22 protein-coding genes are annotated in these 23,307 nt (G+C 38.1%); 6 read left to right on the top strand and 16 right to left on the bottom strand.

Going from position 1 to position 23,307, the window contains the following annotated elements; genetic code table 11:
* The first annotated feature begins 13 nt into the window (after window positions 1-13).
* Entirely contained in the window at window positions 14-1,159 is a 1,146-nt protein-coding gene (locus AC1FXZ_RS16315; protein ID WP_480055564.1) for a GerAB/ArcD/ProY family transporter, read from the top strand.
* Between the two features lie 71 nt (window positions 1,160-1,230).
* On the opposite strand, the gene AC1FXZ_RS16320 is transcribed toward AC1FXZ_RS16315, so the two are convergent.
* The 4 genes from AC1FXZ_RS16320 to AC1FXZ_RS16335 all read right to left on the bottom strand — a co-directional run bounded on the left by AC1FXZ_RS16320 (window position 1,231) and on the right by AC1FXZ_RS16335 (window position 4,988).
* A complete protein-coding gene (locus AC1FXZ_RS16320; protein ID WP_480055646.1) occupies window positions 1,231-2,910 on the bottom strand; it encodes an ABC1 kinase family protein in 1,680 nt (559 codons plus the stop codon).
* Window positions 2,911-2,951: 41 nt separating this feature from the next.
* On the bottom strand, window positions 2,952-3,254 hold the full coding sequence (locus tag AC1FXZ_RS16325) for a phasin family protein (RefSeq protein ID WP_480055566.1): 303 nt from the start codon (window positions 3,252-3,254) through the stop codon (window positions 2,952-2,954).
* A gap of 221 nt (window positions 3,255-3,475) precedes the next feature.
* On the bottom strand, window positions 3,476-4,042 hold the full coding sequence (locus AC1FXZ_RS16330; protein WP_480055648.1) for a DUF6944 family repetitive protein: 567 nt from the start codon (window positions 4,040-4,042) through the stop codon (window positions 3,476-3,478).
* Between the two features lie 298 nt (window positions 4,043-4,340).
* Entirely contained in the window at window positions 4,341-4,988 is a 648-nt protein-coding gene (locus tag AC1FXZ_RS16335; RefSeq protein ID WP_480055568.1) for a YczE/YyaS/YitT family protein, read from the bottom strand.
* Window positions 4,989-5,172: 184 nt separating this feature from the next.
* Here AC1FXZ_RS16335 and AC1FXZ_RS16340 point away from each other — a divergent pair, with 184 nt between their 5' ends.
* From AC1FXZ_RS16340 to AC1FXZ_RS16350, 3 genes are all read left to right on the top strand, one after another.
* Window positions 5,173-6,111 (top strand): nuclease-related domain-containing protein, encoded by a 939-nt coding sequence (locus tag AC1FXZ_RS16340; protein WP_480055570.1) that lies wholly within the window; start codon window positions 5,173-5,175, stop codon window positions 6,109-6,111.
* A gap of 485 nt (window positions 6,112-6,596) precedes the next feature.
* Entirely contained in the window at window positions 6,597-8,375 is a 1,779-nt protein-coding gene (locus tag AC1FXZ_RS16345) for an adenine deaminase C-terminal domain-containing protein (RefSeq protein WP_480055572.1), read from the top strand.
* A gap of 105 nt (window positions 8,376-8,480) precedes the next feature.
* A complete protein-coding gene (locus AC1FXZ_RS16350; RefSeq protein ID WP_480055574.1) occupies window positions 8,481-9,386 on the top strand; it encodes a nuclease-related domain-containing protein in 906 nt (301 codons plus the stop codon).
* Window positions 9,387-9,702: 316 nt separating this feature from the next.
* Here AC1FXZ_RS16350 and AC1FXZ_RS16355 read toward each other — a convergent pair whose 3' ends face one another.
* Window positions 9,703-10,587, bottom strand: coding sequence for a LysR family transcriptional regulator (locus AC1FXZ_RS16355; protein ID WP_480055576.1), 885 nt, complete (start codon window positions 10,585-10,587; stop codon window positions 9,703-9,705).
* Window positions 10,588-10,719: 132 nt separating this feature from the next.
* Between AC1FXZ_RS16355 and AC1FXZ_RS16360 the strand changes: the two genes are divergently transcribed.
* Entirely contained in the window at window positions 10,720-11,910 is a 1,191-nt protein-coding gene (locus tag AC1FXZ_RS16360) for a coenzyme F420-0:L-glutamate ligase (protein WP_480055578.1), read from the top strand.
* A gap of 48 nt (window positions 11,911-11,958) precedes the next feature.
* On the opposite strand, the gene AC1FXZ_RS16365 is transcribed toward AC1FXZ_RS16360, so the two are convergent.
* The 5 genes from AC1FXZ_RS16365 to AC1FXZ_RS16385 all read right to left on the bottom strand — a co-directional run bounded on the left by AC1FXZ_RS16365 (window position 11,959) and on the right by AC1FXZ_RS16385 (window position 16,221).
* Complete coding sequence (locus AC1FXZ_RS16365) at window positions 11,959-12,222, bottom strand: YjcZ family sporulation protein (RefSeq protein ID WP_480055580.1); 264 nt, start codon at window positions 12,220-12,222, stop codon at window positions 11,959-11,961.
* A 116-nt stretch (window positions 12,223-12,338) separates the two neighbouring features.
* The gene (locus AC1FXZ_RS16370; RefSeq protein ID WP_480055582.1) at window positions 12,339-13,226 is read right to left on the bottom strand and encodes a protein-glutamine gamma-glutamyltransferase; all 888 of its coding nucleotides are present in this window, start codon (window positions 13,224-13,226) and stop codon (window positions 12,339-12,341) included.
* Between the two features lie 328 nt (window positions 13,227-13,554).
* Entirely contained in the window at window positions 13,555-14,439 is an 885-nt protein-coding gene (locus AC1FXZ_RS16375) for a glycine betaine ABC transporter substrate-binding protein (RefSeq protein ID WP_480055584.1), read from the bottom strand.
* Between the two features lies 1 nt (window position 14,440).
* The gene (locus AC1FXZ_RS16380) at window positions 14,441-15,094 is read right to left on the bottom strand and encodes an ABC transporter permease (RefSeq protein WP_480055586.1); all 654 of its coding nucleotides are present in this window, start codon (window positions 15,092-15,094) and stop codon (window positions 14,441-14,443) included.
* Complete coding sequence (locus tag AC1FXZ_RS16385; RefSeq protein ID WP_480055588.1) at window positions 15,091-16,221, bottom strand: betaine/proline/choline family ABC transporter ATP-binding protein; 1,131 nt, start codon at window positions 16,219-16,221, stop codon at window positions 15,091-15,093. The genes AC1FXZ_RS16380 and AC1FXZ_RS16385 overlap by 4 nt, the downstream gene beginning before the upstream one ends.
* A gap of 494 nt (window positions 16,222-16,715) precedes the next feature.
* Between AC1FXZ_RS16385 and rluF the strand changes: the two genes are divergently transcribed.
* Window positions 16,716-17,423, top strand: a complete 708-nt coding sequence (rluF, locus tag AC1FXZ_RS16390; protein WP_480055590.1) for a 23S rRNA pseudouridine(2604) synthase RluF — start codon at window positions 16,716-16,718, stop codon at window positions 17,421-17,423.
* A gap of 219 nt (window positions 17,424-17,642) precedes the next feature.
* Here rluF and AC1FXZ_RS16395 read toward each other — a convergent pair whose 3' ends face one another.
* The 6 genes from AC1FXZ_RS16395 to AC1FXZ_RS16420 form a co-directional block, all read right to left on the bottom strand.
* Window positions 17,643-19,178 (bottom strand): malate:quinone oxidoreductase, encoded by a 1,536-nt coding sequence (locus tag AC1FXZ_RS16395; protein ID WP_480055592.1) that lies wholly within the window; start codon window positions 19,176-19,178, stop codon window positions 17,643-17,645.
* Window positions 19,179-19,473: 295 nt separating this feature from the next.
* Window positions 19,474-19,953: a 23S rRNA (pseudouridine(1915)-N(3))-methyltransferase RlmH gene (rlmH, locus tag AC1FXZ_RS16400; RefSeq protein ID WP_480055594.1), complete on the bottom strand. Its 480-nt coding sequence runs from the start codon at window positions 19,951-19,953 to the stop codon at window positions 19,474-19,476.
* A gap of 62 nt (window positions 19,954-20,015) precedes the next feature.
* On the bottom strand, window positions 20,016-20,180 hold the full coding sequence (locus AC1FXZ_RS16405) for a CxxH/CxxC protein (RefSeq protein WP_480055596.1): 165 nt from the start codon (window positions 20,178-20,180) through the stop codon (window positions 20,016-20,018).
* Between the two features lie 115 nt (window positions 20,181-20,295).
* Window positions 20,296-21,513 carry a S1C family serine protease gene (locus tag AC1FXZ_RS16410; RefSeq protein WP_480055598.1) on the bottom strand — a complete coding sequence of 406 codons (1,218 nt, stop codon included), beginning with the start codon at window positions 21,511-21,513 and terminating at the stop codon, window positions 20,296-20,298.
* Between the two features lie 201 nt (window positions 21,514-21,714).
* Window positions 21,715-22,509: an MBL fold metallo-hydrolase gene (locus AC1FXZ_RS16415; RefSeq protein WP_480055600.1), complete on the bottom strand. Its 795-nt coding sequence runs from the start codon at window positions 22,507-22,509 to the stop codon at window positions 21,715-21,717.
* A 24-nt stretch (window positions 22,510-22,533) separates the two neighbouring features.
* Window positions 22,534-23,307, bottom strand: a complete 774-nt coding sequence (locus tag AC1FXZ_RS16420) for a two-component system regulatory protein YycI (RefSeq protein WP_480055602.1) — start codon at window positions 23,305-23,307, stop codon at window positions 22,534-22,536.

Here is a 23,307-nt window from a genome sequence, read left to right on the forward strand (position 1 = left end):
ATGAGGTTCTATTATGAGGGGTCAATTTAATTACCAAATATCAAAAATCGAAATTGCTATCATCTACATTTCTGTTATCTTTGGAAGTGCTATTTTAACATTACCTAGGACGTTAGCTGAACAGGTTGGAACACCTGATGGGTGGATAACGGTTATTATATCCGGTTGTTTGATGATGGCATTGGTCTTCCTTTATGTTCATTTACAAAAAAACTTTCCTGGCCAAAATTTAATAGAATTCTTGCGCGTCGGGACGATTGGTAAAGCCGTTGCCATGATTCTTACCCTTTTATTATTTGTCTATAGCATCCTTATCGTTGGGCTTGTTACCCGTGTTTTAGTTATTACGATTAACCTTTATCTGCTAACATTGACTCCAATATCAATCCTTGTTTCAATTATGTTGCTTGTTACCACATATGCCGTCACGAAAGGATTAATTGGGATTGTTCATTTACATCTGCTCTTTACACCGATCATTATTACAGCTCTCTTTCTATTAATTTTATTCAATATAGGCAATATGGACATTGATAATGTAAGGCCATTAGCACAAGAAGGAGTTGCTCCTCTACTAAGAGGATTGCCTGCTATGTTTCTCCCTTTATTTGGTACAATACCGTTTTTATTTCTTATCATGAAGTATATGAGAAAGCGCGACATCTCTCCATATCCACTTTGTGCTGCCAGCATTGTTGTTACTTTCTTTTTCGCGATGATTGTCTTTACGACTTACACTGTGTTCAGTCTAGAAGTAACTTCTATTACGACCTTCCCTATTGCCGAATTAGCAAAGGGAACAGAAATACCCGGAGCTTTTATTGAAAGGTTAGAGATAGTTATTATTACGATTTGGATCATGGCGTTGTTTACTACCATTATAACGGCACAGTTTGTAGCAGTTATTTTGGTTAGAAATGAACTGTTCCCAAAAAGAAAACTAACTACTTTGCATGCTGTTATCGTTTTCATATCCTATATGATTGCCTTTTGGCCTTCGAATATCGCCGAGGTTGAACAATTGGCGAGGTTTGTTTCCTTTTTCGTAATGTTTAATATCTTTTTCGGCCTTGTTGCTGGGTACATTACCTTGTGGATCAAAAAAAAGAAAACAGCCCCGAACAATCAACCAAATTCAACCGTTACGACATCAGATTAGTGCGTTTTATTTAAATACAAACGGAACCGGCGTGTCGCAGTGACACGCCGGTTCTTTCTCATTATAAAAATTTAAAATCGACCTGATCTAAAAATGGAAAATATTAACCAAAAGAACATTAACAATGCCACAACAAAGCCAATTTCAATAGCTGGTATATCCCATAGGAGAGATTGTTGCCCCCCTAAAGCGGACCCAATAATAAGCCCAACCATAATAATACTAAATGACAATAAAACAATGCTAAAAGATAGCCGATTGCTAATTCGGTCCAGCTTCGTTAAAAACACTTCCACGTTAGGTAGTGTCACTTCCAACGGTATTTTCCCATTTTTTATTACTGAAGTTAGTTCTCTAATATTCCTTGGCAATTCTGTTAAAACAGCGCCATTTTCATACCATTGCTGCAAAAGTTTTTCGGCAACATTTTTAGGGTGGTATCGTTCGAACAGCAACTGGCGGCCAAATGGCTCAGCAATTTTAATAATGCTTATGTCGGGATCTAACTTTGTCACCATTCCTTCAATTGTTAGCAAAGCTTTTCCCAATAACGTTAAATCAGTCGGAATTCGAATATGGTGTTGATGTGCTACCTCAAATAAATCATTTACTGCTTCTCCGAGGCTAACTTGGCTTAATGGGACATCATAATACTTGTCCTTTAGTTGCCCTATATCAGCTCTAAGTAGCTGCATATTAACATCATCAGGTACTAGTCCCATCTTTGTAATAGCCCTGATGACACCATCGGTATTTTGACGCATCAGCGCAATGATCAAAGAAGCAAAATGTGTTTTCATTTCTGGAGTTAGACGGCCAACCATCCCAAAATCCATAAAAGCGACCACTTCATTTGGCAGTACCGAAACATTCCCTGGATGAGGATCCCCATGAAAAAAACCTTCAATTAAAATTTGATGTAGAACTGCATGAAGAACCCGTTCTGCCAGCACTTTTTTATTATAGCCCTTTTGATCAAGCTCGTTAAAGTTATCTAGGTTAGTTCCTTCAATATACTCCATCGTTAGAACCTTTTTTGTCGAATAATCCCAATAAATAGTCGGTATGTGGATATTTGGATCATCTTTAAATTGCTTAGCAATTTGATCTGCATTTCGGCCTTCTATTGTATAATCCAATTCTGCTAACAGTGATTTTGAAAACTCTTCGATAATCTCCGTAATTCGATATCTAGCTGCCCATTCCAAACGGTGCTCTGCAAGCAGCGCTAATTCCTGGAGGATCTCTAAATCTGTTTTCACTAAAACTTTCACATTCGGGCGTTGTATTTTGATCGCAACTCGTTCACCTGTTTTTAAAACAGCATAATGAACTTGGCCAATCGAAGCTGCTCCCAGGGGCGTACTATGAAGCTCATCAAATAATTCCTCAACTGTTCCACCAAGCTCTTGTTCGATAATCGTCTTTACTTCCTCATATGGAAACGGAGAAACTCGACTTTGTAGCTTCTCAAGCTCAACAATAATATCAGTTGGAAATAAGTCAGGCCTTGTACTTGCGATTTGGCCCATTTTGACAAAAGTAGGCCCCAATTCTTCTAAAAATAACCGAAGTCTTTCCCCCGTTGTCTTTGCATGGATTTCATCCTGTTCTTTCAGCAATAACCGCTTCGGCAACGAAAAAAGTTCATGGAGTCCTAAATCCTTTACAATAAAGCCAAACCCATTCCGAGTAAAAGCAGCTGCTATTTCTCGATAGCGCTGAATATGTCGAATTCTTCTTTCGAAAATAAGAAGCCCCCCTTAAAAACCAGAACAACTAGCTCTTTGACTTACTCTGTTTCTTTTCGTTCATTCTCCAATTGAGTAAGGCGTTTTTCCAACTTTTCGACATCTTCCTTCGTAGCCACATTTAACTCACTCAACAATTGTTTTAATTTATCATTTATTTTTTCATCAAGGCCTTTTTGGGTCTCTTCCCCTTTTCTCCAAACTTCACTCATGAAATTTTTCGACTCTTGTTGGGTTAATTCTCCCTTTTTCACTAACTCTTCTACGATTTTCTCAGCTTGTTCTTTACTTGTAACTGCCAGTCCTAATCCTAAAGCTAATCCTTTTTTCATCGCATCTTTCATTGTACTTACCTCTCTTTCATCAAGTAATGAAATATCGTATGTTACATCTTAGCTTGTTGCAGTTTCACTTAAATAATCATATATGGGCTAACAAGAACACCCGTTATAAATCTATAATACCAAAAACAAAGACAACTACACCACCAATCATCCTTTACGTACGATTGGTGGCTGCTAAAAGTCATAAACCGTTCATTTTTCACAGTGGCTAGTTCCCCCTTTTAAGCTGTTGTATTCGTAGCCTCTGAAAGAAATTCCTTCGTAGTAAACACGGCATTTAAATTTGCACCAATGGCCTGTAAAATCGCACCAATGGTTGAAAGGATTTGCCCTTCTTGCTCTCTATCGTTTAATTCGTAAATACCTCCGATTGCCTCTAACCCTGCACCTAATCCATCTATTCCATTCCCAATCGCATAAATAATTTCACCTGCACGGTAATCTGCTAACGCACTCATCGAAGCACCCAGTGATTGAAAGGAATTCCCAATAACTTCAAGACGGACAGCGTCATCACCATTCTCTTCATCCTGATCTTGGAGATAAGCTGCTAAAGAACTCGTTGCTGCCCCTGCTCCATCAATCCAATTTCCGGCAAAGTTTAAAGGATCATCTGTTGCAACTGTGCCAGTGACAAACGCTCCAACAGCTTGCAGCCCTTCCCCGATAACGACAAGCTGGTTATTCATTTCATTTATTCCACTTAGCTCTCTAATTTCAGCAATAGCTGAAACAATGGTCCCAATCGCTTCTATCCATGCACCTGCTAACAGATTGTAATTAACCATCACCTCTCACTTCACCTCTGCTTTCTCTCCGTACTTTATTTTAATCTTGCTCATCTAAATCGGTGATTCCATTTACCTAAAAATATATATCTAACATCGTTTATTTCTATAAAAAGAAAATAGGACTATCCCAAGAGGTTTGAATTTGACCTTTTGGGATAGCCCCGAAGCAAAGAATCGGTTCGCTACATTTTATAAAGTTTTTGAGAGGATTCATTGCCACCTAGTCTTTTGGAGAAATTGAGGTTTTGATAAAAAATTTGGGAGATAAACACATCTCGTATTCTAAATCAACAAATTAACTAACATCAGACCGTACACCTTTTTCACGATTATGATTTCCAACGTCTCCCTTTACCCACTTAGCAAAGGCTATATAAGACCACTGAAAAATCGGGCTCATAATGAAAGTAAAAATGAAAGAGAAAATGAAAACTGGTCCACCAAGAATAAAACCTAACCCAAGTACAGAACTCTCAATGATAATACGAGTTTTTCTAATAGACATCCTTGATCTCTCTGAAATGACAAGCATAAACCCGTCTCTTGGTCCTGCCCCAAAGTTAGCAGCTGTAAACATACCAGCAGCAAAACCAATGACAATAATTGCAAGAATGAGGAGTAAAATGTCTATCATTACGTTTGGAGAATGAGGAAAAACATTTAAATATAAAAACAAATCTACAATAGGTCCAACGAGAAGAACATTCAAAAATGTTGCTGTTTTTATGTATGAGCGGTTTAAAAAGAACGTAAATAAAAGCAAAAATAACCCAATTAGTACATTCCAAGTCCCAATGGTAAGGCCAAATTTATTTGTAAGAGCAACATATAAAACATCCCATGGATAGATTCCTAAATATTGTACTTGTATAGAAACCGCTATCCCATAGCTAACAATAATAAGACCACCCAGCATTAAAAACATTCGTTTGTAAAATTCCATTTATTCAACCTTCCAACATTTTTCTGTCAATTCTAATTATAATAACATATTTAACGTAACTAATTATTTTATAGAGCTGAGATCGATAATTCATTGCGCTGTATAAAGGGCGTGACTTTTTATGTCATCATCATTATGATAAGAATATAGACGTTAAATTCAAATATGGGATGGATGTGATTCATTGATTGTCAAACCTCGTTATGAATCATTGGAACTGATGATTTGGAGATCGTTACATGCGCGCAAAGAATTATCCTCAAAAGATGCAGCCCACTATTCAAATCTTACAAAAGGCTACATAGGAGAGATCAAGTTCGATGCTTGGTTAGAAGGTTTCCTAAATGAAGGACTAATTCTACATGACTTATTGTTAGAATGCCATAACACGTTTTTTCAAATTGATACGTTACTTATTGCTGCCAACACGATATACATATTTGAAGTTAAAAATTACGAAGGTGACTTTTTCATCAAAGCTGACAGATGGTACTCGTTACCATCGAATATTGAAATCAAAAATCCCCTCCTTCAGCTAAAACGCAATGAATCTTTACTTCGCCGTTTGCTTCAAGACTCTCACTTTACTCTACCAATTGAAACATATCTCATCTTTATTAACCCCGAATTTCAACTATATCAAACACCTTTAAATCTTCCCATTATATTCCCAACGCAACTTAATCGTTTTAAAACGACGCTACAAGCGAACTCTTTAAAAGTAAGTGCCACACACAAAAAACTCACACAGTATTTAATATCCCTCCATATAACCGAATCACCTTATCGACGATTACCTAATTATCATTTTCACCAACTGGCCAAAGGAATACCTTGTGCCTTCTGCCTCACGCTCCAAACAAAATTTAATAGCAGCACAATTGTTTGTACTGCGTGTGGTGGCAAAGAAAACTACCGTACAGCTATACTACGTAGCGTAGAAGAGTTTAAAAGACTTTTTCCAAATGAAAAAATAACAACGAATATTATATATGAATGGTGTAACATCATTAAATCAAAGAAGACTATTCGCAGCATCCTTTCAAGCAATTTTAAAATGGTGGGACATAACAAATCTTCGCATTATATTACCGACGACAGCGGCGACCGAAAACACTCTTAAACGATGCATGTCCTAGGGGAATCATTGGACCGGGGGGGTAGAGATCAGGATTTATTTTCTTATTCCCTTTTCAGGGTGCCAGTCAGCTCCTCTAACTCCCTCTCTTTCTCTTTTCTCCGTTTTCAGGGTGCCAGTCAACTCCTCTGACTCCCTCTCTTTCTCTTTTCTCCGTTTTCAGGATGCCAGTCAGCTCCTCTGACTCCCTCTCTTTTTCTTTTCTCCGTTGTCAGGGTGTCAGTCGCCTTCTCTGACTCCCTCTCTTTTTCTTTTCTCCGTTGTCAGGGTGTCAGTCGCCTTCTCTGACTCCCTCTTTTTCGCCCCTCTCCATTTTCAGGGTGCCAGTCCCCCCATTGGCCTCTCTAATAAGTTTTTTCATATATCTTAAAAAAACCCTACAATTATTTTGTTAACTTTCTAAATCTTTAGTATAATACTATTTAACAGACGAAGGTAAATAAAACATAATAAAGGGGATTAGAGATCATATGAAACTACAAGCGACGAGAACAGAGTTAATTGAAGTTGCAAAAGGGGCTCGCCCTGCAGATATTTATATTAAAGGTGGAACCGTGATCAATGTCTACTCTGGAGAATACCTGAAACAGAATGTAGCCATTTACAAAGATAGCATTGCTTATATCGGTGAGAGCGAGCTTTCAATTGGAGATAATACGGAAGTTATCGATGCAACCGGGAAGTATATTTCTCCAGGTTTTATTGAATCTCATGCACATCCTTGGGTGATTTATAATCCAGTTAGTGTAACAGGTAAAGTATTGCCATTAGGAACTACAACGACGGTTAATGATAACTTGTTTTTTTATTTACACATGGGCGCAAGTGGCTTAAAAGATATGATCAAAGATTTAAATGTGCTGCCCGGCAATTTCTTTTGGTTAATTCGTCTTGTTTCCCAAGCCGATTATCCAGGGGAACGAGAGTGGTTCAATCAAAAGGACATTCAATCACTGCTCGAGCTTGATGAAGTTCTTGGGAGTGCTGAAGTAACTCGTTGGCCTTTATTCTATAATGCTGATCCGTTTGTTTTAGATACGGTTGAATTTGTAAAAAAACTAGGGAAAGTAGTTGATAGCCATAATGCCGGCTGTAACTATGAAAAGTTAAATGCGATTGCAGCTTCAGGTGTTAGTGCTGATCATGAAGCGATTACAGCAAAGGAAGCTTTTGACCGCCTACGTTTAGGAATTTGGACTGTCTTACGTAATAGTTCTCTTCGTCCTGACCTGCCTGAAATTATTAAACTACTTACAGAAGGAAAAGTGAGTACAAGCCGGGTCATTATGACAACAGACGGACCTCATCCTTCTTTTATTGAAGAGGAAGGCTTTGCGGACGGCCTTGTAAGAAAAGCAGTTGAACTAGGCGTAGATCCTATTCAAGCCATTCAAATGGTAACCATTAACCCTGCCACTTACTTACGTTTAGATGAATATATCGGAGGATTGGCACCTGGCCGTCAAGCAGACGTTCTTATCTTGCCTGATCTAACTACCTTCCGTCCTGAACAAGTAATCGCAAAAGGGGAAACTGTTGCTCAAAATGGAGAACTAACAACAAGTCTTCCAGAAGTGAATTGGGATAAATATTTAGCTCGACAGCCATTCACTATTGCAAAATCAGTATTAGAAAATCCAGAGCTATACCGTTACCCGCATCCAGACACAGAAAAAACGATTCCTGTAGCTCACTTTTTGAGTACCGTTATTAGTAAGCGAGTGGATTATACTCTCCCAACTAAAGATGGTAATGTTGATCTTTCTGAACATGAAGATTTAGTGCAAGCATTCCTAATTGACCGGGATGGAAAATGGGTAACAAGAGCGATTTTACAAAACTACGCGAAAAACTTAGACGGCCTTGCTTCCACTTATAATACAACGACCGAGCTCTTAGTCATGGGGAAAGACTCCAAAGCAATGGCAAAAGCCGCAGCAAGAGTGCATGAACTCGGAGGAGGCGTCGTCCTTGTCGATAATGATGAGATTGTGTTGGAAATCCCATTGCCGTTAGCTGGAATGATGACAACTTCCAATTCATTTGATACAGCTGTTACTTATCAAAATCAATTTTTAACAGCAATGCAAGAACGGGGTTATCCATTCCATGACATTTTATATTCCTTACTCTTTTTAACATGTGATTTCCTCCCTGGCTTACGTTTAATCCCTCATGGATTATATGAAGTCAAAACGGATACAGTTTTAACTCCAGCAGTGCCGGTGCCAGTAACAGCAGGCTTATAATACATGCTAGGGCTGCTTCAATGAAAGAGCAGCCCTTTTGTATAGATCGATCCGAAACTTTTGATAATAGAATTGAAGGATGAAGATAAGGAAGGATGTGGACTAATGCCCTTTAAATCTCGTGGTGACTCTTCTGAACTTCTAATTTTGAAATCGTTACACGATCGAATGAGTTTGTCTACTAAAGACAAACAGCACTATATCAATCTAAAAAAAGGGTATGAAGGAGAAAAACGGTTCGATTCTCTGACAGAAAAGATTGAAAGTGATTGCTTGATATTAAATGACCTGCTGTTAAAACAAAATAACACTCTTTTTCAAATCGACTCACTGATTATCTTCCAAAAATCGATTTACATTTTCGAAGTCAAAAATTATGAAGGTGATTTTTACTACGAATCAGATAGACTATACAAACTTCCCAATTCCGAAATTACCAACCCTCTTAACCAACTAACAAGAAGCGAATCTTTGTTACGTCAACTACTCCAAAACTTAGGATTTGACCTACCTATATATGCTTCAGTCGTATTCATTAATCCCGAATTCACGTTATATCAAACACCTCTCAACAAACCATTTATTTTCCCAACTCAGGTAAACAAATATATAAAAAAACTAAACAAGATACCACCACAGTTAAATGAAAAACACAATCGCCTAGCTACTAAACTGATGGAACTGCATATAAAACACTCTCCCTATACACTATTACCATCTTATGAATATGATCAATTGCGTAAAGGTATCCAGTGTGGAGAGTGCACCTCATTTTTGATTTCCGTCGAGGGTAGAGAGTGTATTTGTAAAGACTGTGGGCATAAAGAAAGAATTGCGACTGCCGTAATGCGAAATGTTCAAGAGTTTAAACTACTGTTCCCGAAACGAGAAATTACTACAAATGTTATTCATGATTGGTGTAGCGTTGTAAGTTCAAAAAGGAGAATACGAAAAGTTCTAAAAAGCAATTTTAATAAAGTCGGAGTTCGCCAATGGTCTTATTACGAGTAAGTTCTTTATTGTTAACATCCTCAACAAATAGAAGGAGAGGATGAAGACCTTTTCCCTTCTTCTTTTTCGCACTTTGGGTCTTCATCTCTTTCATGATGACCCTTTCCCTTCTCTTTTTTCGCTCCTTGGGCCTTCATCTCTTTCATGATGACCTTTTCCCTTCTTCCTTTTCGCTCCTTGGGTCTTCATCTCTTTCATGATGACCCTTTCCCTTCTTCTTTTTCGCACTTTGGGTCTTCATCTCTCCTATAAAGGAGCTTTCCTCTCTCCTTCTTCACGAATTAAGTCTTCACCCTTTCTAATAAAGCTCCCTACCTTACATTTTATTTATGCTTTCTACAAACTTTTTTGCAGCACGTGATAACGAGACATTTTTTAAATAACATATTCCAATACTCCTTTTTGGAATGCTTTCTTCTAACTTTATCTCGTATAATTCTCCTTTTGCTAAGTAATCCTTCGAAAACTCCCTTATGACACACGAAATACCTAAATTAATCTTTGTGAATTCTACTACTAAATCATAGGATCCAAGTTCAAACACTGGTGAAACATGTAAGCCCTTCTCCTTAAAGAAGTTATCGACAAACGTTCGTGAATTCGAATTCTTTTCTAAGAAAATAAGTGGCATTCGCATTAAATATTCTAAACTAATTGGTCTTTCCGTTAACTTTTTATATTTCTCACCACAAACAAAAACATCTTGGATCTCTTTACAGGGGATGACTTCCAGGTGTTCTTCATAAATGGGCAGATTACATATTCCAATATCCGCTTTACCTGATTTTATAAGGTCACAAATTTCGGTCGTGGTGCCATTTAGAATATTTAATTTAATCCCTGGGTAAGCTGTATGAAACTCCTCCAAATATGGTAATAAAAAATAACGAGAGATTGTATCTCCTACACCAATGCGTAATTGCCCGGTCGTTAATGTTTTAAATTCTAATAGTTTATCCTCTGCGACATGAATCATTCCAAGAGCAGAACTCACATGCTCATTTAAGATATTTCCTTCATTCGTGAGTATCACGCCCTTTGATGTTCGATAGAAGAGCTGTATTTCTAATTCTTTCTCGAGCTTCGAAATCGCTTGACTAACAGCGGATTGCGTCATGAATAATTCTTGTGCAGCTTTAGAAAAACTTTTATTTCGGCTAACTACATTAAAAATACGATATAAATCCAATTTCCCAATCATATAAGCTCTCCTTATATCCGATATTATAAATATTAATTTCACTTATAGCATACTAAAGGTTATAGTAACATAGAGTAAAAAATTTTGAATGTATTTTATAAAAAGTAACTCTTAATTAGAGGAGAGATAACATTGGAAAGAGTAGTTGGAACAGTAGTACGCGGACTTCGCGGACCAATCATTAACAAAGATGATAACATTGAAGAAATCGTGGTTAACACTGTATTAAATACAGCAGAGATTGAAGGATTTTCTATTGAGGATCGTGATATTGTCACGATAACTGAATCAATCGTAGCTCGTGCACAAGGGAATTATGCGACAATTGAAGATATTGCGACGGATGTAAAATCGAAATTCGGTGAGGAAGCCGTTGGTGTTATTTTCCCAATCCTAAGTCGTAATCGTTTTGCAAACTGCTTACGAGGAATTGCAAAAGGAGCAAAAAAGATCGTCTTAATGCTGAGCTACCCATCTGATGAAGTAGGTAACCACCTTGTAGACATCGATGAGTTAGATGTTAAAGGGGTTAATCCATGGACAGATGTATTATCAGAAGCTGAGTTCCGTGAGCATTTTGGTTATAACAAACACCCATTCACAGGTGTTGATTATATCGAATACTACAAAGGTTTAGTTGAAGCAGAAGGTGTAACTTGTGAAGTTATCTTCTCAAACAATCCAAAAACGATTTTGGATTATACTAAGAATGTATTAGCATGTGATATCCACTCACGTTTCAGAACAAAACGTATTTTAACAAGCAATGGCGCAGAAAAAGTATATGGCCTTGATGATATTTTGAAGGAATCAATCAATGGCAGTGGTTTTAACGAGGATTATGGTCTACTTGGCTCAAATAAAGCTACTGAAGACAGCGTAAAGCTATTTCCAAATAACTGTCAACCGATTGTAGATGGCATTCAAGCAAAAATTAAAGAAGCTACAGGTAAAACAATTGAAGTAATGGTTTATGGCGATGGTGCGTTTAAAGATCCAGTCGGTAAGATTTGGGAACTCGCGGATCCAGTTGTATCACCTGGTTTCACAGCAGGACTTGATGGAACACCTAATGAAGTAAAATTAAAATACTTAGCAGATAACAACTTCTCTCACCTTCGTGGCGAAGAGTTAAAGCAAGCTATTTCAGGATATATCGAGAATAAAAATGAAGATTTAGTCGGTGCTATGGAAGCGCAAGGTACTACACCTCGTAGATTAACAGACCTAATTGGGTCACTTTCTGACTTAACCTCTGGTAGTGGTGACAAAGGAACACCAATGGTCTACATTCAAGGTTACTTCGATAACTATACAAAATAAGCAGTAAGGATGCCCTTTAAATCAGGGCATCCTTTTTTGACTATTATATTAGCATTTAGGGAAGCTAGATCCAACTATGATTAGTAAGATAAACAACACAACAATTGTTACAAAGCCGTGCCCATGACGAGCTGGTGCGACATGACCATATCCGTAACCAGTAGGGGCAGTATATGGCATAGGTGCATCCATTTCGCCAGCCACCATAGTAGGAGGGATGTTAGGTGGTACATTCTCCATCATAGGGGCGATATTTGGTGGTACATTTGCTCCTGCCATCATAGTAGGGTGTACATTGAAGTTACCGTACATATTCGCAACACTTCCTTTTCGGTTTGTATATTTACACTACAGTATACTCACCTAGTTGGAATATGAACCTGTCAACCCAATAAATGGGTGGGTGCCCTCATTTTTCAAAATAATTACTAATTGCCTCCACTTAGAAAAAACCGATAATAAATGCTTGAGATGGAACAAAGATTATGGTGGATGACAGCTTTTGGCTGTTTATAGAAAGTGCGAGTACTTTGTAAAGTTAATAGTTTATGCATGGTTGCAGGAGAAATCCGTGTGATTAAATTGGCTAAGTAAGCCGGCTGCATACTTCCTGGAAACCTTTGCGTATTTAATTCTTGTATCATCTCTTCAGCAGTCATGGTGCCAAATCCATGACCAAAAAACGTTCCATCGCTCATCAAAACAGCGTTTACGCCCCGAAACCACGATGTATTTGGATGAAAATCAGGATTATTAAAATACACAACATCCCCCGGCAAAAAGCGATTCGAGTTGAAGGAGTGTAATTCTAAATCAGGATCTGTATGCCAACTGTATAAATAAAGATCTCGAAAAATAGAATCAAAACGCCAGCTCCCGATACTTTTCAAAATGGCCTGATAATAAATAATGATGATTGCCGTCGCACATTCAAAGGCATAAAGGTGGCCGTTTTGGTAAATATCCTGTATCGCAGCAGATGGCGACACACCAGGTCTTAACAAAAAACCACCAGCATGAGTCAAATCCCAATACGCGGGATTACAATAAGCATTCTCAAAGGTGGTAAACTCCACTTGACTCGCATTCATCTCTCTTGCGCTTTCCAAAATATTTTTCCGAATATTCACTTCAAACCTAAATTCATTCATGGAAGGATAGAAAAACAATTCAGGAGAATCAAGCATTTGTTGAATGATTATACTTTCTGTCCTTCCGAAGTCCACTACACTCTCTTGTGGAAACGGCCTTCCAGCTACTTGTATCATGTCATTCCCCATTTCATTTTGATTTCGAATAGGTAGTTGCTCCGACAATTTTCTCCTATAACTTCATTCTTGGAATAATTAAAAATACAGCGTTTATCTCTACTTCTATATGATACGAAGGAGGAATACTTGCTACTGGATACAATGTTTTTAACCTAACCTTTATTTAGTAAAGCGTGACACACCCATTACAGGAACGGTCACACAAGGTATTTTATGGAATAACCAATTAGAACAAAAAAAATGAACTTAACATTCAAGTAAGTTCATCAGACTGATTCGCAACGCTTATATTGGTGTTTTTTTTTAGGATAGTAAATAGGTTTACAATTTATGTAAACCTATTTACTATCCTCTTTGTATATTGCCACCTATACTACTCAATTAAACCAGCTTCTTGTAAAAATTCCTTTGCTACAACTTCAACCATTATGCCTTCATTATCCACTTTAGCATTCATGGTTTGCATCGTCTGTTCATCAATTTTACCTTCTAGCTGCCGTAATACCCCCTCTAGTTCGGGATATCTCTCGAGCGCTTCTTCTAATACTAGAGGAAGGGCATGATAAGGTGGGAAGTAAGACTTATCATCTTCGAGTACTCTCAAATCATAGATCTGTAATTGGCCATCTGTTGTGTAGGAGTTGATTACATCGACTTCACCTTCAGAAATTGCACGATACATCATCCCATGGTCCATTCCCCTTACACCTTTAAACTCTAGATCATATTCTTCTTGAAACCCCGGCAAACCATCCGGACGATCAATAAATTCAAAAACGGCCCCAAGCGTAAATTGTTCGGAAACCTCCGCAAAGTCACTGAATGTCTCTACGCCAAGTCTCTCTGCTGATGTTTCGTCTAATGCCAGTGTGTACGTATTATTAAACCCAAATGTATTAAATGCTACAATATTATCCTTTTCCACAAGTTCCTTCGTTTTTGCTAAGGTTTCTTCAGCTGTTCCGGGAGATTCACCATAATACGTAATCACAATCGTACCTGTATAATCTGGTATCACATGAATACTGCCATTCATCAAGGCATTCCAGACAACATTCGAACCACCAAGATTTTCCCTATATACGACATTTATATCAGTTTGCTCTTCAATCAATTGGCCCATAATATACGATAAAATAATGCTTTCGGTATTATTTCTAGAACCAATCGATAGTGTATCGTCATTATATAAGATGCATCCTCCTAGTAGGATAACCATAGTAAAAGCCGTAAAAAGTAAAATTAATTTTTTCTTCATCCTACTTCAACCCTTCTGGTGTAGACCAACGTTCAAGCTTGTTAAAGGAAAATTCAAGCAAAATTGCTAATAAAGCAGCTGGGATCGCTCCTAAGAATATTAAACCATCTATTCCCCGTGTAATGCCTAAGAATATAAAGTCTCCAAGCCCACCAGCTCCTATAAATGCTGCCAATGTCGCATTTCCCACGTTAATAACAGCAGCAGTACGGACTCCAGCCATTATAATTGGTATGGCCAAAGGAAGCTCAACTTTAAATAATATCTGTTTGCTCTTCATTCCCATTCCTTTGGCGGCTTCTAACGTTGCCTTATCTACATCTTTGATCCCCGTATACGTATTTCGAACAATTGGTAAAAGTGAATACAAAAATAATGCGGCAATCCCTGTTCTTACACCAATTCCAAAAACAGGTATTAAAAATCCAAGTACTGCAAGACTTGGAATCGTTTGCATAATTCCTGTTCCACCTAGTATTAACGGTACTAGAGATTTTACGCGCGTAATCAGAATACCTAAGAAAACGCCAAGTACAACGGCCATCAACATCGAAAAAAACACAAGTTGGATATGAATAAATGTCGCCTCTAGCACATCGGCCCAACGCATTTGTGCTTGTTGAACAATTTGTTCCCATAAATTTAAATCCCTCATCCGTTTGCCTCCAATTCTGTCCATTGACTAGACAATGCGGAAAGCAATGTTCCACGAGTCACTAAGCCTACTACCCTTTTGGTTTCATCGACGACCGGTATGATTCCGAGTGACGCTTTTTGCATCATCACAATGGCATCTTTAGCACTTTGCGAGCTCAATAGAAATGGTTCAGAATCTCGCATAATCTCTTCAATTGTTTTAATTTCTTCCATTTTCTTTATTACATCATAAGCAGAGACAATTCCCAGCATATGATTTCTCTCATCAACGATAACTAACATTGTTTTTTTATGTTTGCGCATTATGGCAAGAGCTTTTTCAGGAGATCGACTTGGAAAAGAAGTTAAAACATTATCCACCATAACTTCTTCAACTGACATGAGCTCAGGATTCTGAATAATTCGATGTTTACCAATGAACTCTTCGACAAAGCCATATGTAGGTTCTTGTAATAACTTCTCTGGAGTGTCAATTTGAAGTAAACTGCCTTCTTTCATAATAGCAATTCGATCACCAAGTTTTAACGCTTCATCCATATCGTGAGTTACAAAAACAATTGTCTTCTTAAGCTTTTGCTGCAAGGAAATTAATTCTCCTTGTATTTGATCCCTAGAAATTGGATCCAGTGCACCAAATGGTTCATCCATCAAGATAATACTTGGATTTGATGCCAAAGCTCTTGCAACACCAACCCGCTGTTGCTGTCCACCTGATAATTCTTTTGGAAATCGATTGCTATATACCTCTGGGTCAAGTCCCACCATCTCCAAGAGCTCTTTCACTCGCTTTTTAATATCCTGTTTATCCCACCCTCTAAGTTGAGGAACAATCGCTATATTCTCTGCAATTGTATAATGTGGAAAGAGTCCAATTTGTTGAATAACATAACCAATATTACGTCGCAAATCTGCGGCATTTAACTTTGTAATGTCATTCCCATCAATAGAAATAGTTCCAGTTGTATGGGGAATCATTCTATTAATCATTTTCATTGTCGTTGATTTCCCAGAACCACTGGGCCCGATAAGGACAACTAGCTCTCCTTGAGGAATTTCAAAACTGACTGAATCTACTGCTTTAAACCCATCTTTATAAATTTTACTTACATTTTCAAACTTGATCATATGTACCTCCTAATTTTTACCGCATAAAAGAAAGCCTCCTTAAGCAGAAGTATGTGCTAGAAGCTTACAATTATACAGATAGCACTTTTCCTAAATAAGAACTGCTTTACAGCTATTCATCAATTATTACACTGTCTCCAATTTCACTCTTTTCCATCATTTTTTTTGAGATGATAGATTTTCTCTTCTCCTATAAGGACGATTTCGTTGACCTTGGACGAAACCTTCATGGAGGGACGAATGGACTAGTTGTACCAGAGTATGTTGAGATTGATTCGATTGAAGACTTGAAATAAAATTGGATTTTTGAAAAGGTTGCTTTCAGAATAACAGCTTAATGATAAGAAGCAGAGATGATGAAATTTCATCTCTGCTTTCTTTGTGAAAAATCTGTTCTCGTAATTTATTTACATGGCGATTTTTGATTCACTCTCTAAAATAAGGTATATTTGATACGCGGATAAACAATTATCAAACGTAAGGTCGTGATTAACATGCGTATTAATAAATATATTAGTGAAGCTGGAAAAGCATCAAGGCGTGGGGCGGACAAATTAATTACTGAAGGAAGAGTCACAATCAATGGAAAACGTGCAAAAATAGGCGATCAAGTCGAGCCTGGGGATGATGTCGTAGTAAATGGGGCACCGGTTCGGGTAGCTAGAAATAATGTCTATATTGCCTTAAATAAGCCTGTAGGTATTACAAGTACAACAGAAAAAAAAGTAAAGGGAAATATTATTGATTTAGTGAATCACCCATTAAGAATTTTTAATATCGGGCGATTAGATAAAGATTCAGAAGGCTTGATACTCCTAACAAACGATGGTGATATCGTTAATGAAATTTTACGCGCTGAAAATAAGCATGAAAAGGAATATATCGTTTCAGTAGACAAGCCTATCACTCCTGAATTTGTCGAAAAAATGTCTGCAGGTGTTAAAATACTAGGTACAAAAACACTCCCTTGTGAAGTAAGACCTTTATCGAAATTTGATTTTCAAATTATTTTAAGACAGGGATTAAATCGTCAAATTCGACGCATGTGCGAAGCGTTAGGCTACGAAGTCTATAGACTACAAAGAACTCGAATTATGAATATCCATTTAGGGAATCTTCCTCCTGGACAATGGAGAGATTTATCAAAAAAAGAACGCACACAATTATTTAGAGAACTAAACTATGAACCTAAGGAATGGTAAGGCGATCTGTGAACTTGTTTACAGTTTTAAACTGATTTGCAGATAGGAGGGCTAGGCATTCCTAGATGAACATGCCCTTCGCTCTCTCCTTTACTGGAAAATCACCATCCACAATCAATCCTGCTCATAATTCGATGTATCTAAATGAGGTATTTATTTTACGAGATACATATTTACCTTACTACCATTTCAAAAAGCATAAATTACCCAAACGGTAACTTATGCTTTTTGAAATGTATTGGTATTTCCTTTTAAATTTAAATGATCTTTACCAGCTAAATCAAGAGTTTGCACTATTGAAGTATGAATTTCATGCAGAAGCTCTTGATTTTCCATTAGTGACACCCCATAAGAAGGAATCATTTCTTTTATTTTCGGTTCCCACTCGTTGATATGTTGAGGGAAGCATTTTTTTATTAACTCAAGCATGACTGAAACAGCGGTAGAAGCACCCGGCGAAGCTCCGAGCAATGCAGCTATCGAGCCATCAGAGGCACTAATCACTTCTGTACCAAATTGAAGCATTCCTCTTCCCTCTTCTGTATCTTTAATAACTTGTACACGTTGGCCTGCTACGACTAAATCCCAATCCTCGCTTTTGGCGTTCGGGATAAACTCACGTATCTCTTCCATGCGTTGATCTTTTGATAACCTAACTTGCTTGATTAGGTATTTTGTCAATGGTATGTTTTTTGCACCTGCCGACAACATCGTTACAAGATTATCTGATTTTACAGAAGTGACCAAATCAAACATTGAACCGGTTTTTAAAAACTTTGGTGAGAAGCCAGCAAATGGACCAAATAGCAAACATTTTTTATTGTCAATAAATCGTGTATCAAGATGCGGAACTGACATTGGAGGGGCCCCAACCTTCGCCCTACCGTATACTTTTGCATGATGCGCTGCTACAACATCAGGATTATTACACACCATAAATATTCCGCTCACTGGGAACCCACCAATATATTTCCTCTCAGGAATTCCAGATTTCTGCAGTAAATATAGGCTTCCTCCCCCTGATCCGATAAAGACAAATTTTGCAGTATGGCGTTCGACAGTACCGCTGTCGACATTCCGTACTTTCACTTCCCATAATCCGTCACTAGTACGATGAATATCATTAACACGATGTTTGTAGTTTATATTGACATTTTTACTCTCTAGGTGATCAAATAACATCCTCGTTAAAGCGCCAAAGTTGACATCAGTTCCAGAGTCAATTCTGGTTGCCGCTATAGGTTCATTCATTTCACGGTCTTGCATAATAAGTGGAATCCATTCCATAAGTTTTTCCGGGTCATCCGAAAATTCCATACCTTGAAACAGAGGATTGGTAAACATCGCTTCAAATCGCTTCTTTAAAAAAGATACATTTTGATTGCCCTGTACAAAACTCATATGAGGCAATGGCATGATAAAGTTCTGCGGGTTACGTATCCGGTTATTTTTTACAAGAAAAGACCAAAACTGCATGGATTCTTGAAACTGTTCATTAATTTTTATAGCTTTACTAATATCAACAGATCCATCAGCCTTTTCATTTGTGTAGTTAAGCTCACACAGAGCCGCATGCCCTGTTCCGGCATTATTCCATTCGTTAGAGCTTTCCTCCCCAGCACTTGCAAGCCTTTCAAACACTTTAATTTCCCAGTCCGGTGCTAATTCTTTCAACAATGAACCTAAAGTTGCACTCATGATTCCAGCACCAATTAAAATTACATCAGCTTTAGTTTGTCTGTTGCTCATATTCACCTTCCTATACCCTAAGACTTGCAGAAAGGATGTAGGTACTCCTGCTTAGACACCACAGTAAGCCTTGGTACGACCGAGTCACACATCATTTCTGGATCAAATATAACTAAGGGATCATGATTTACTATTATTATGATAGTTATAAGCTATTTAAAATCCGGTAAGAAGTGGAAAAAATCGTGTTCTAACCCTAGAAATAGGCATAAAACACGACCTTTAAGACATTTTTTAAAATAGTACTCATTATCTGTCCAACATATCAACTACTTGTTCTCGTTTACAAGAAAAACCTCATTTACTTATGGTACGGTTCACCACGATTAATTCGAAATGCCCGGTAAATCTGCTCTAGCAATACCAATTTCATCAATTGATGAGGAAACGTCATCTTTGAAAAAGATAAACTTTCATTGGCTCGTTTCATAACATCATTACTGAGTCCGAGCGATCCTCCAATGACAAAAGCTACTTTACTCTTACCGTACGTAGCAAGCTTATCCAAATTATCAGCCAGCTGCTCTGATGTCATCATCTTTCCTTCAATCGCTAGTGCGATCACATGGGTGTCAGGGTGTAGTTTTGCTAAAATTCTTACACCCTCTTTTTCTTTTATTTGCTGCATTTCTGCTTCACTTGCTTGTTCGGGTGCTTTTTCATCAGCGACTTCGATTAACTCTACCTTCGCATAAGCTCCCAGCCTTTTTGTATATTCGTCTATCCCCAACTTCAGATATTTTTCTTTCAACTTTCCGACCGTTATAACTTGGATATTCACAATGTGTATAACCTCCTACAGTGTTATCCACAGCAGTTATCCACATATGCACATGCGGATTTTCAAACGTCACCAACCATGTAGATGGCTGCGCTCTCACAAAAACTACACGTTGTGGATAACGAGTCCTGATTCGTTTCTACTTTTTCTATCACTGGTGCTACTTCTTGTTCATCTACTTCCATATCAATCGCTAATTCTACATGCTCATTGCAAGCATAATACATATTCAACTTCCTTTCTTTACACGTTTTTCATTATAGCATACCCGATTTTTCATTGTGGATAAATGTGGACGAAAAAAAAGCGTAGCCTGTTAATAAACAGACTACGCTTTTTTGACTAGAAGATCTGCTCTTCTGCTAATTGCACGGTAATTGTTTCACGAGATCCGTCCCGGAATAATGTTATTTCTACCTCATCACCTATCTTCTTTTCAGTGTAAAGGTATTTCCGTAAATCATGGCTATCAAGAACATCTTCCTCATCAATTCCGACAATGACGTCATACTCCTCTAGGCCAGCTCTTTCAGCTGGAGAAGCAGGTGCAATACTTGTGACCACAACTCCTCCTTTTATGTCTTCAGGAAGCTTGAGAGATTGTTGCCAATAAGCGCTTGGAATCTCACTTAACGATCTAATTCCGACACCTAACTGTGGGCGTCGCACTTCACCAATTGTCTCTAAGTCCTCAATGACAGGAATCGCAATTTCAGTTGGAATTGCAAATCCGATCCCTTCAACAGAGCTTTGAGCAATTTTCATTGAGTTAATACCAATTACTTGTCCTTCAATATTAACGAGCGCTCCACCACTGTTCCCTGGGTTAATGGCAGCATCTGTTTGGAGAACTTCAGCATGCCAATCAACTTGGCCATTACCTGTTAAGTCAACAGGTATGCTGCGCTCAGTTGCACTGATAATACCTTGTGTTACCGTACTTGAAAAACGTAACCCAAGTGGGTTGCCAATTGCGATAGCCGGTTCCCCGACTCGCAACGTACTTGAACTTCCAAACTCAGCAACATTATTTACATTTTCCCCATCGATTTCAAGAACAGCTAAGTCCGTAATAACATCTTTTCCTAAAAGGGTTGCAGGCACTCTTGTACCATCAGATAAACTAACTTCAATCTCGTTGGCACGTTCGATCACATGCTGGTTTGTGACAACATAGGCCTTGTCACCCGACTTTTTATAAATAACACCAGAACCTGTGCCTTCATTATTCTCTGATGAAGTAAATGGGTTTGACTGACGCATATTAATAACCCCGACAACAGCATCTGAAACTTTATCTACTGCTTGTGTTATATCGCTATTTACATCTATACTGACCATTTGCTCTAATCCACTTTGAGGCTCATCAATGATCGTAACGGAATCAGAATTAGGACTATTATAAGGTAATAGACCAAAATTGGAGAGGACCGGAACCGAGAATAGAACGACAAGCCCACCAATGACAGCACCACTAAACGCAGCTAATCCTATTCCTCCTCGTTTTGGCCCTACACTTCTTCTTGTTTGTTCAGGTACATGTTCATCATAATATCCCATTTAAAAACACCACCCTTTTACCTATAAAAGTTGTATATGCTTTTTATTATAATGAGAAATTGGCCAAATACTAGTGACCCGACAGCTTTTCATATATTTTTGATACTATTCTATAATTCCCAATAAAATTAATGTATATTACGTCGGGGTCAGACACCTCTTTACTCTATTAAAGAGGTGTCTGACCCCCCTCCCACCTCACTACACAACAGCGAGGGCTGTTGGTTCATTGGGATCTGTATCATAGAGCTCAAATTGCTCGCCTACGGCCATTCCTTGCTCTTTTAACACTTGTTCAACAGAAAGCCTAGCTAAGTCTTTCATATTATTATCAAGGCTTAAATGAGCCAAATAAATCCGGCTTGTTTTGTCGCAGATTACTTCAGACAATGCTAACGCTGCATCCTCATTTGACACATGCCCAACATCGCTTAAAATACGGCGCTTGACACTCCAAGGATATCGTCCCATACGGAGCATATTCGTGTCATGGTTCGATTCAAAAATGAACATGTCGGCTTTTTCAATCGTCCCTTTAATTCTCTCACTCACATACCCCATGTCAGTAGCTAATACCAATTTCTTTCCTTCATGATTAAAGGTAAAAAACATCGGTTCTGCTGCATCATGAGATACACCGAAAGACTCCACATCGAGATTCCCAAATGTCTTTACTTGCCCTGTAGCAAACGTGAACTTTTGGTCGGTTGTTAAATTCCCTAGCTGGCCTTCCATCGCTGCCCACGTTTTTTCATTTGCATAGATAGGAAGGTTGTGCTTCCTAGCAAATATACCTACACCTTTAATATGGTCTGAGTGCTCATGGCTTACTAGAATTCCATCTAACTCCTTTGGATCACGGTTGATCTTTGCAAAGAGTTCATCCATTTTCTTACCACTCAAACCTGCATCTATAAGCAAACGCTGGTCTTCTGTCTCTACATAGACAGCATTGCCTGTACTGCCACTAGCCAGTACACTGAAGCGTAATGTCATAATACCTTCCTTCCCCTCTCCCTACTACGTAACTTGCTGCACAGACCCTCCAATAGCATGGACCAAATACGTTTCCTCATCTACAGTCACACGCCACATTGGTGCAAATACTTGTACATCTCCAGTAGGACTAAAAAAACTATAATATCCAAACTCGATATCCGTAATCGTAGAATTCATACGAACTAGTTGATCGTTCATTAACACTTCTATCGCTTTTAAACTTGAAAGCATTTCCCGCTCTTCCCCGTCTTGCTCTTCAAACTGAAGATACCTTTGTTGATAGCTAGTAATTTGCATATCTTCATTTAATTGAATGACTAAAGGCTCATCATCAAACGAATGAGCCACCTTATCACCGTACCTTTGATTCAAAAAGATGCGATTTTTCTCAGAATCAAAACTACTAAATAGATAGTCCTCACCATTGTATACATACCCGGCCAAAAATGAATTCAGCTGCAGAGAAAAATCCTCACGAGACAATGGTACCGGCTCTTTTAATTCAGAAATAACAATTTGTTCATCTAATACATCTATTTTTTGTTGATCAATAGAAGGGACTTCGTCTTTCGATAGAACCGTATTCTTACCTATGACAAGAAATCCAGGACCATCTTCTTCTGGCAGTTCACCTTGTATCGTAACATTATTTTCACGAAGTACCTCTTGGATCGTTGCCTCTGTAATCATGCTGATTTGGTTGACATTATGGGTTTCAACTAGCTGCCACGTCAAGAAAATATTTAAAAAAAGGAAGGTAAGAATGAATATCGTCTTTGTTCTACTCCAATCCAT

The sequence above is a fragment of the Halalkalibacter sp. HAAS-P014 genome (genome assembly GCF_056619965.1).

Excerpts from the sequence above, each read along its gene's own strand:
- AC1FXZ_RS16315 (WP_480055564.1), top strand. The coding sequence starts at position 14 with ATGAGGGGTCAATTTAATTACCAAATATCAAAAATCGAAATTGCTATC.
- AC1FXZ_RS16325 (WP_480055566.1), bottom strand. The coding sequence starts at position 3,254 with ATGAAAGATGCGATGAAAAAAGGATTAGCTTTAGGATTAGGACTGGCA.
- AC1FXZ_RS16330 (WP_480055648.1), bottom strand. The coding sequence starts at position 4,042 with ATGGTTAATTACAATCTGTTAGCAGGTGCATGGATAGAAGCGATTGGG.
- AC1FXZ_RS16335 (WP_480055568.1), bottom strand. The coding sequence starts at position 4,988 with ATGGAATTTTACAAACGAATGTTTTTAATGCTGGGTGGTCTTATTATT.
- AC1FXZ_RS16345 (WP_480055572.1), top strand. The coding sequence starts at position 6,597 with ATGAAACTACAAGCGACGAGAACAGAGTTAATTGAAGTTGCAAAAGGG.
- AC1FXZ_RS16350 (WP_480055574.1), top strand. The coding sequence starts at position 8,481 with ATGCCCTTTAAATCTCGTGGTGACTCTTCTGAACTTCTAATTTTGAAA.
- AC1FXZ_RS16355 (WP_480055576.1), bottom strand. The coding sequence starts at position 10,587 with ATGATTGGGAAATTGGATTTATATCGTATTTTTAATGTAGTTAGCCGA.
- AC1FXZ_RS16365 (WP_480055580.1), bottom strand. The coding sequence starts at position 12,222 with ATGTACGGTAACTTCAATGTACACCCTACTATGATGGCAGGAGCAAAT.
- AC1FXZ_RS16375 (WP_480055584.1), bottom strand. The coding sequence starts at position 14,439 with ATGAAGAAAAAATTAATTTTACTTTTTACGGCTTTTACTATGGTTATC.
- AC1FXZ_RS16380 (WP_480055586.1), bottom strand. The coding sequence starts at position 15,094 with ATGAGGGATTTAAATTTATGGGAACAAATTGTTCAACAAGCACAAATG.
- AC1FXZ_RS16385 (WP_480055588.1), bottom strand. The coding sequence starts at position 16,221 with ATGATCAAGTTTGAAAATGTAAGTAAAATTTATAAAGATGGGTTTAAA.
- rluF (WP_480055590.1), top strand. The coding sequence starts at position 16,716 with ATGCGTATTAATAAATATATTAGTGAAGCTGGAAAAGCATCAAGGCGT.
- AC1FXZ_RS16405 (WP_480055596.1), bottom strand. The coding sequence starts at position 20,180 with ATGTATTATGCTTGCAATGAGCATGTAGAATTAGCGATTGATATGGAA.
- AC1FXZ_RS16410 (WP_480055598.1), bottom strand. The coding sequence starts at position 21,513 with ATGGGATATTATGATGAACATGTACCTGAACAAACAAGAAGAAGTGTA.
- AC1FXZ_RS16415 (WP_480055600.1), bottom strand. The coding sequence starts at position 22,509 with ATGACATTACGCTTCAGTGTACTGGCTAGTGGCAGTACAGGCAATGCT.
- AC1FXZ_RS16420 (WP_480055602.1), bottom strand. The coding sequence starts at position 23,307 with ATGGATTGGAGTAGAACAAAGACGATATTCATTCTTACCTTCCTTTTT.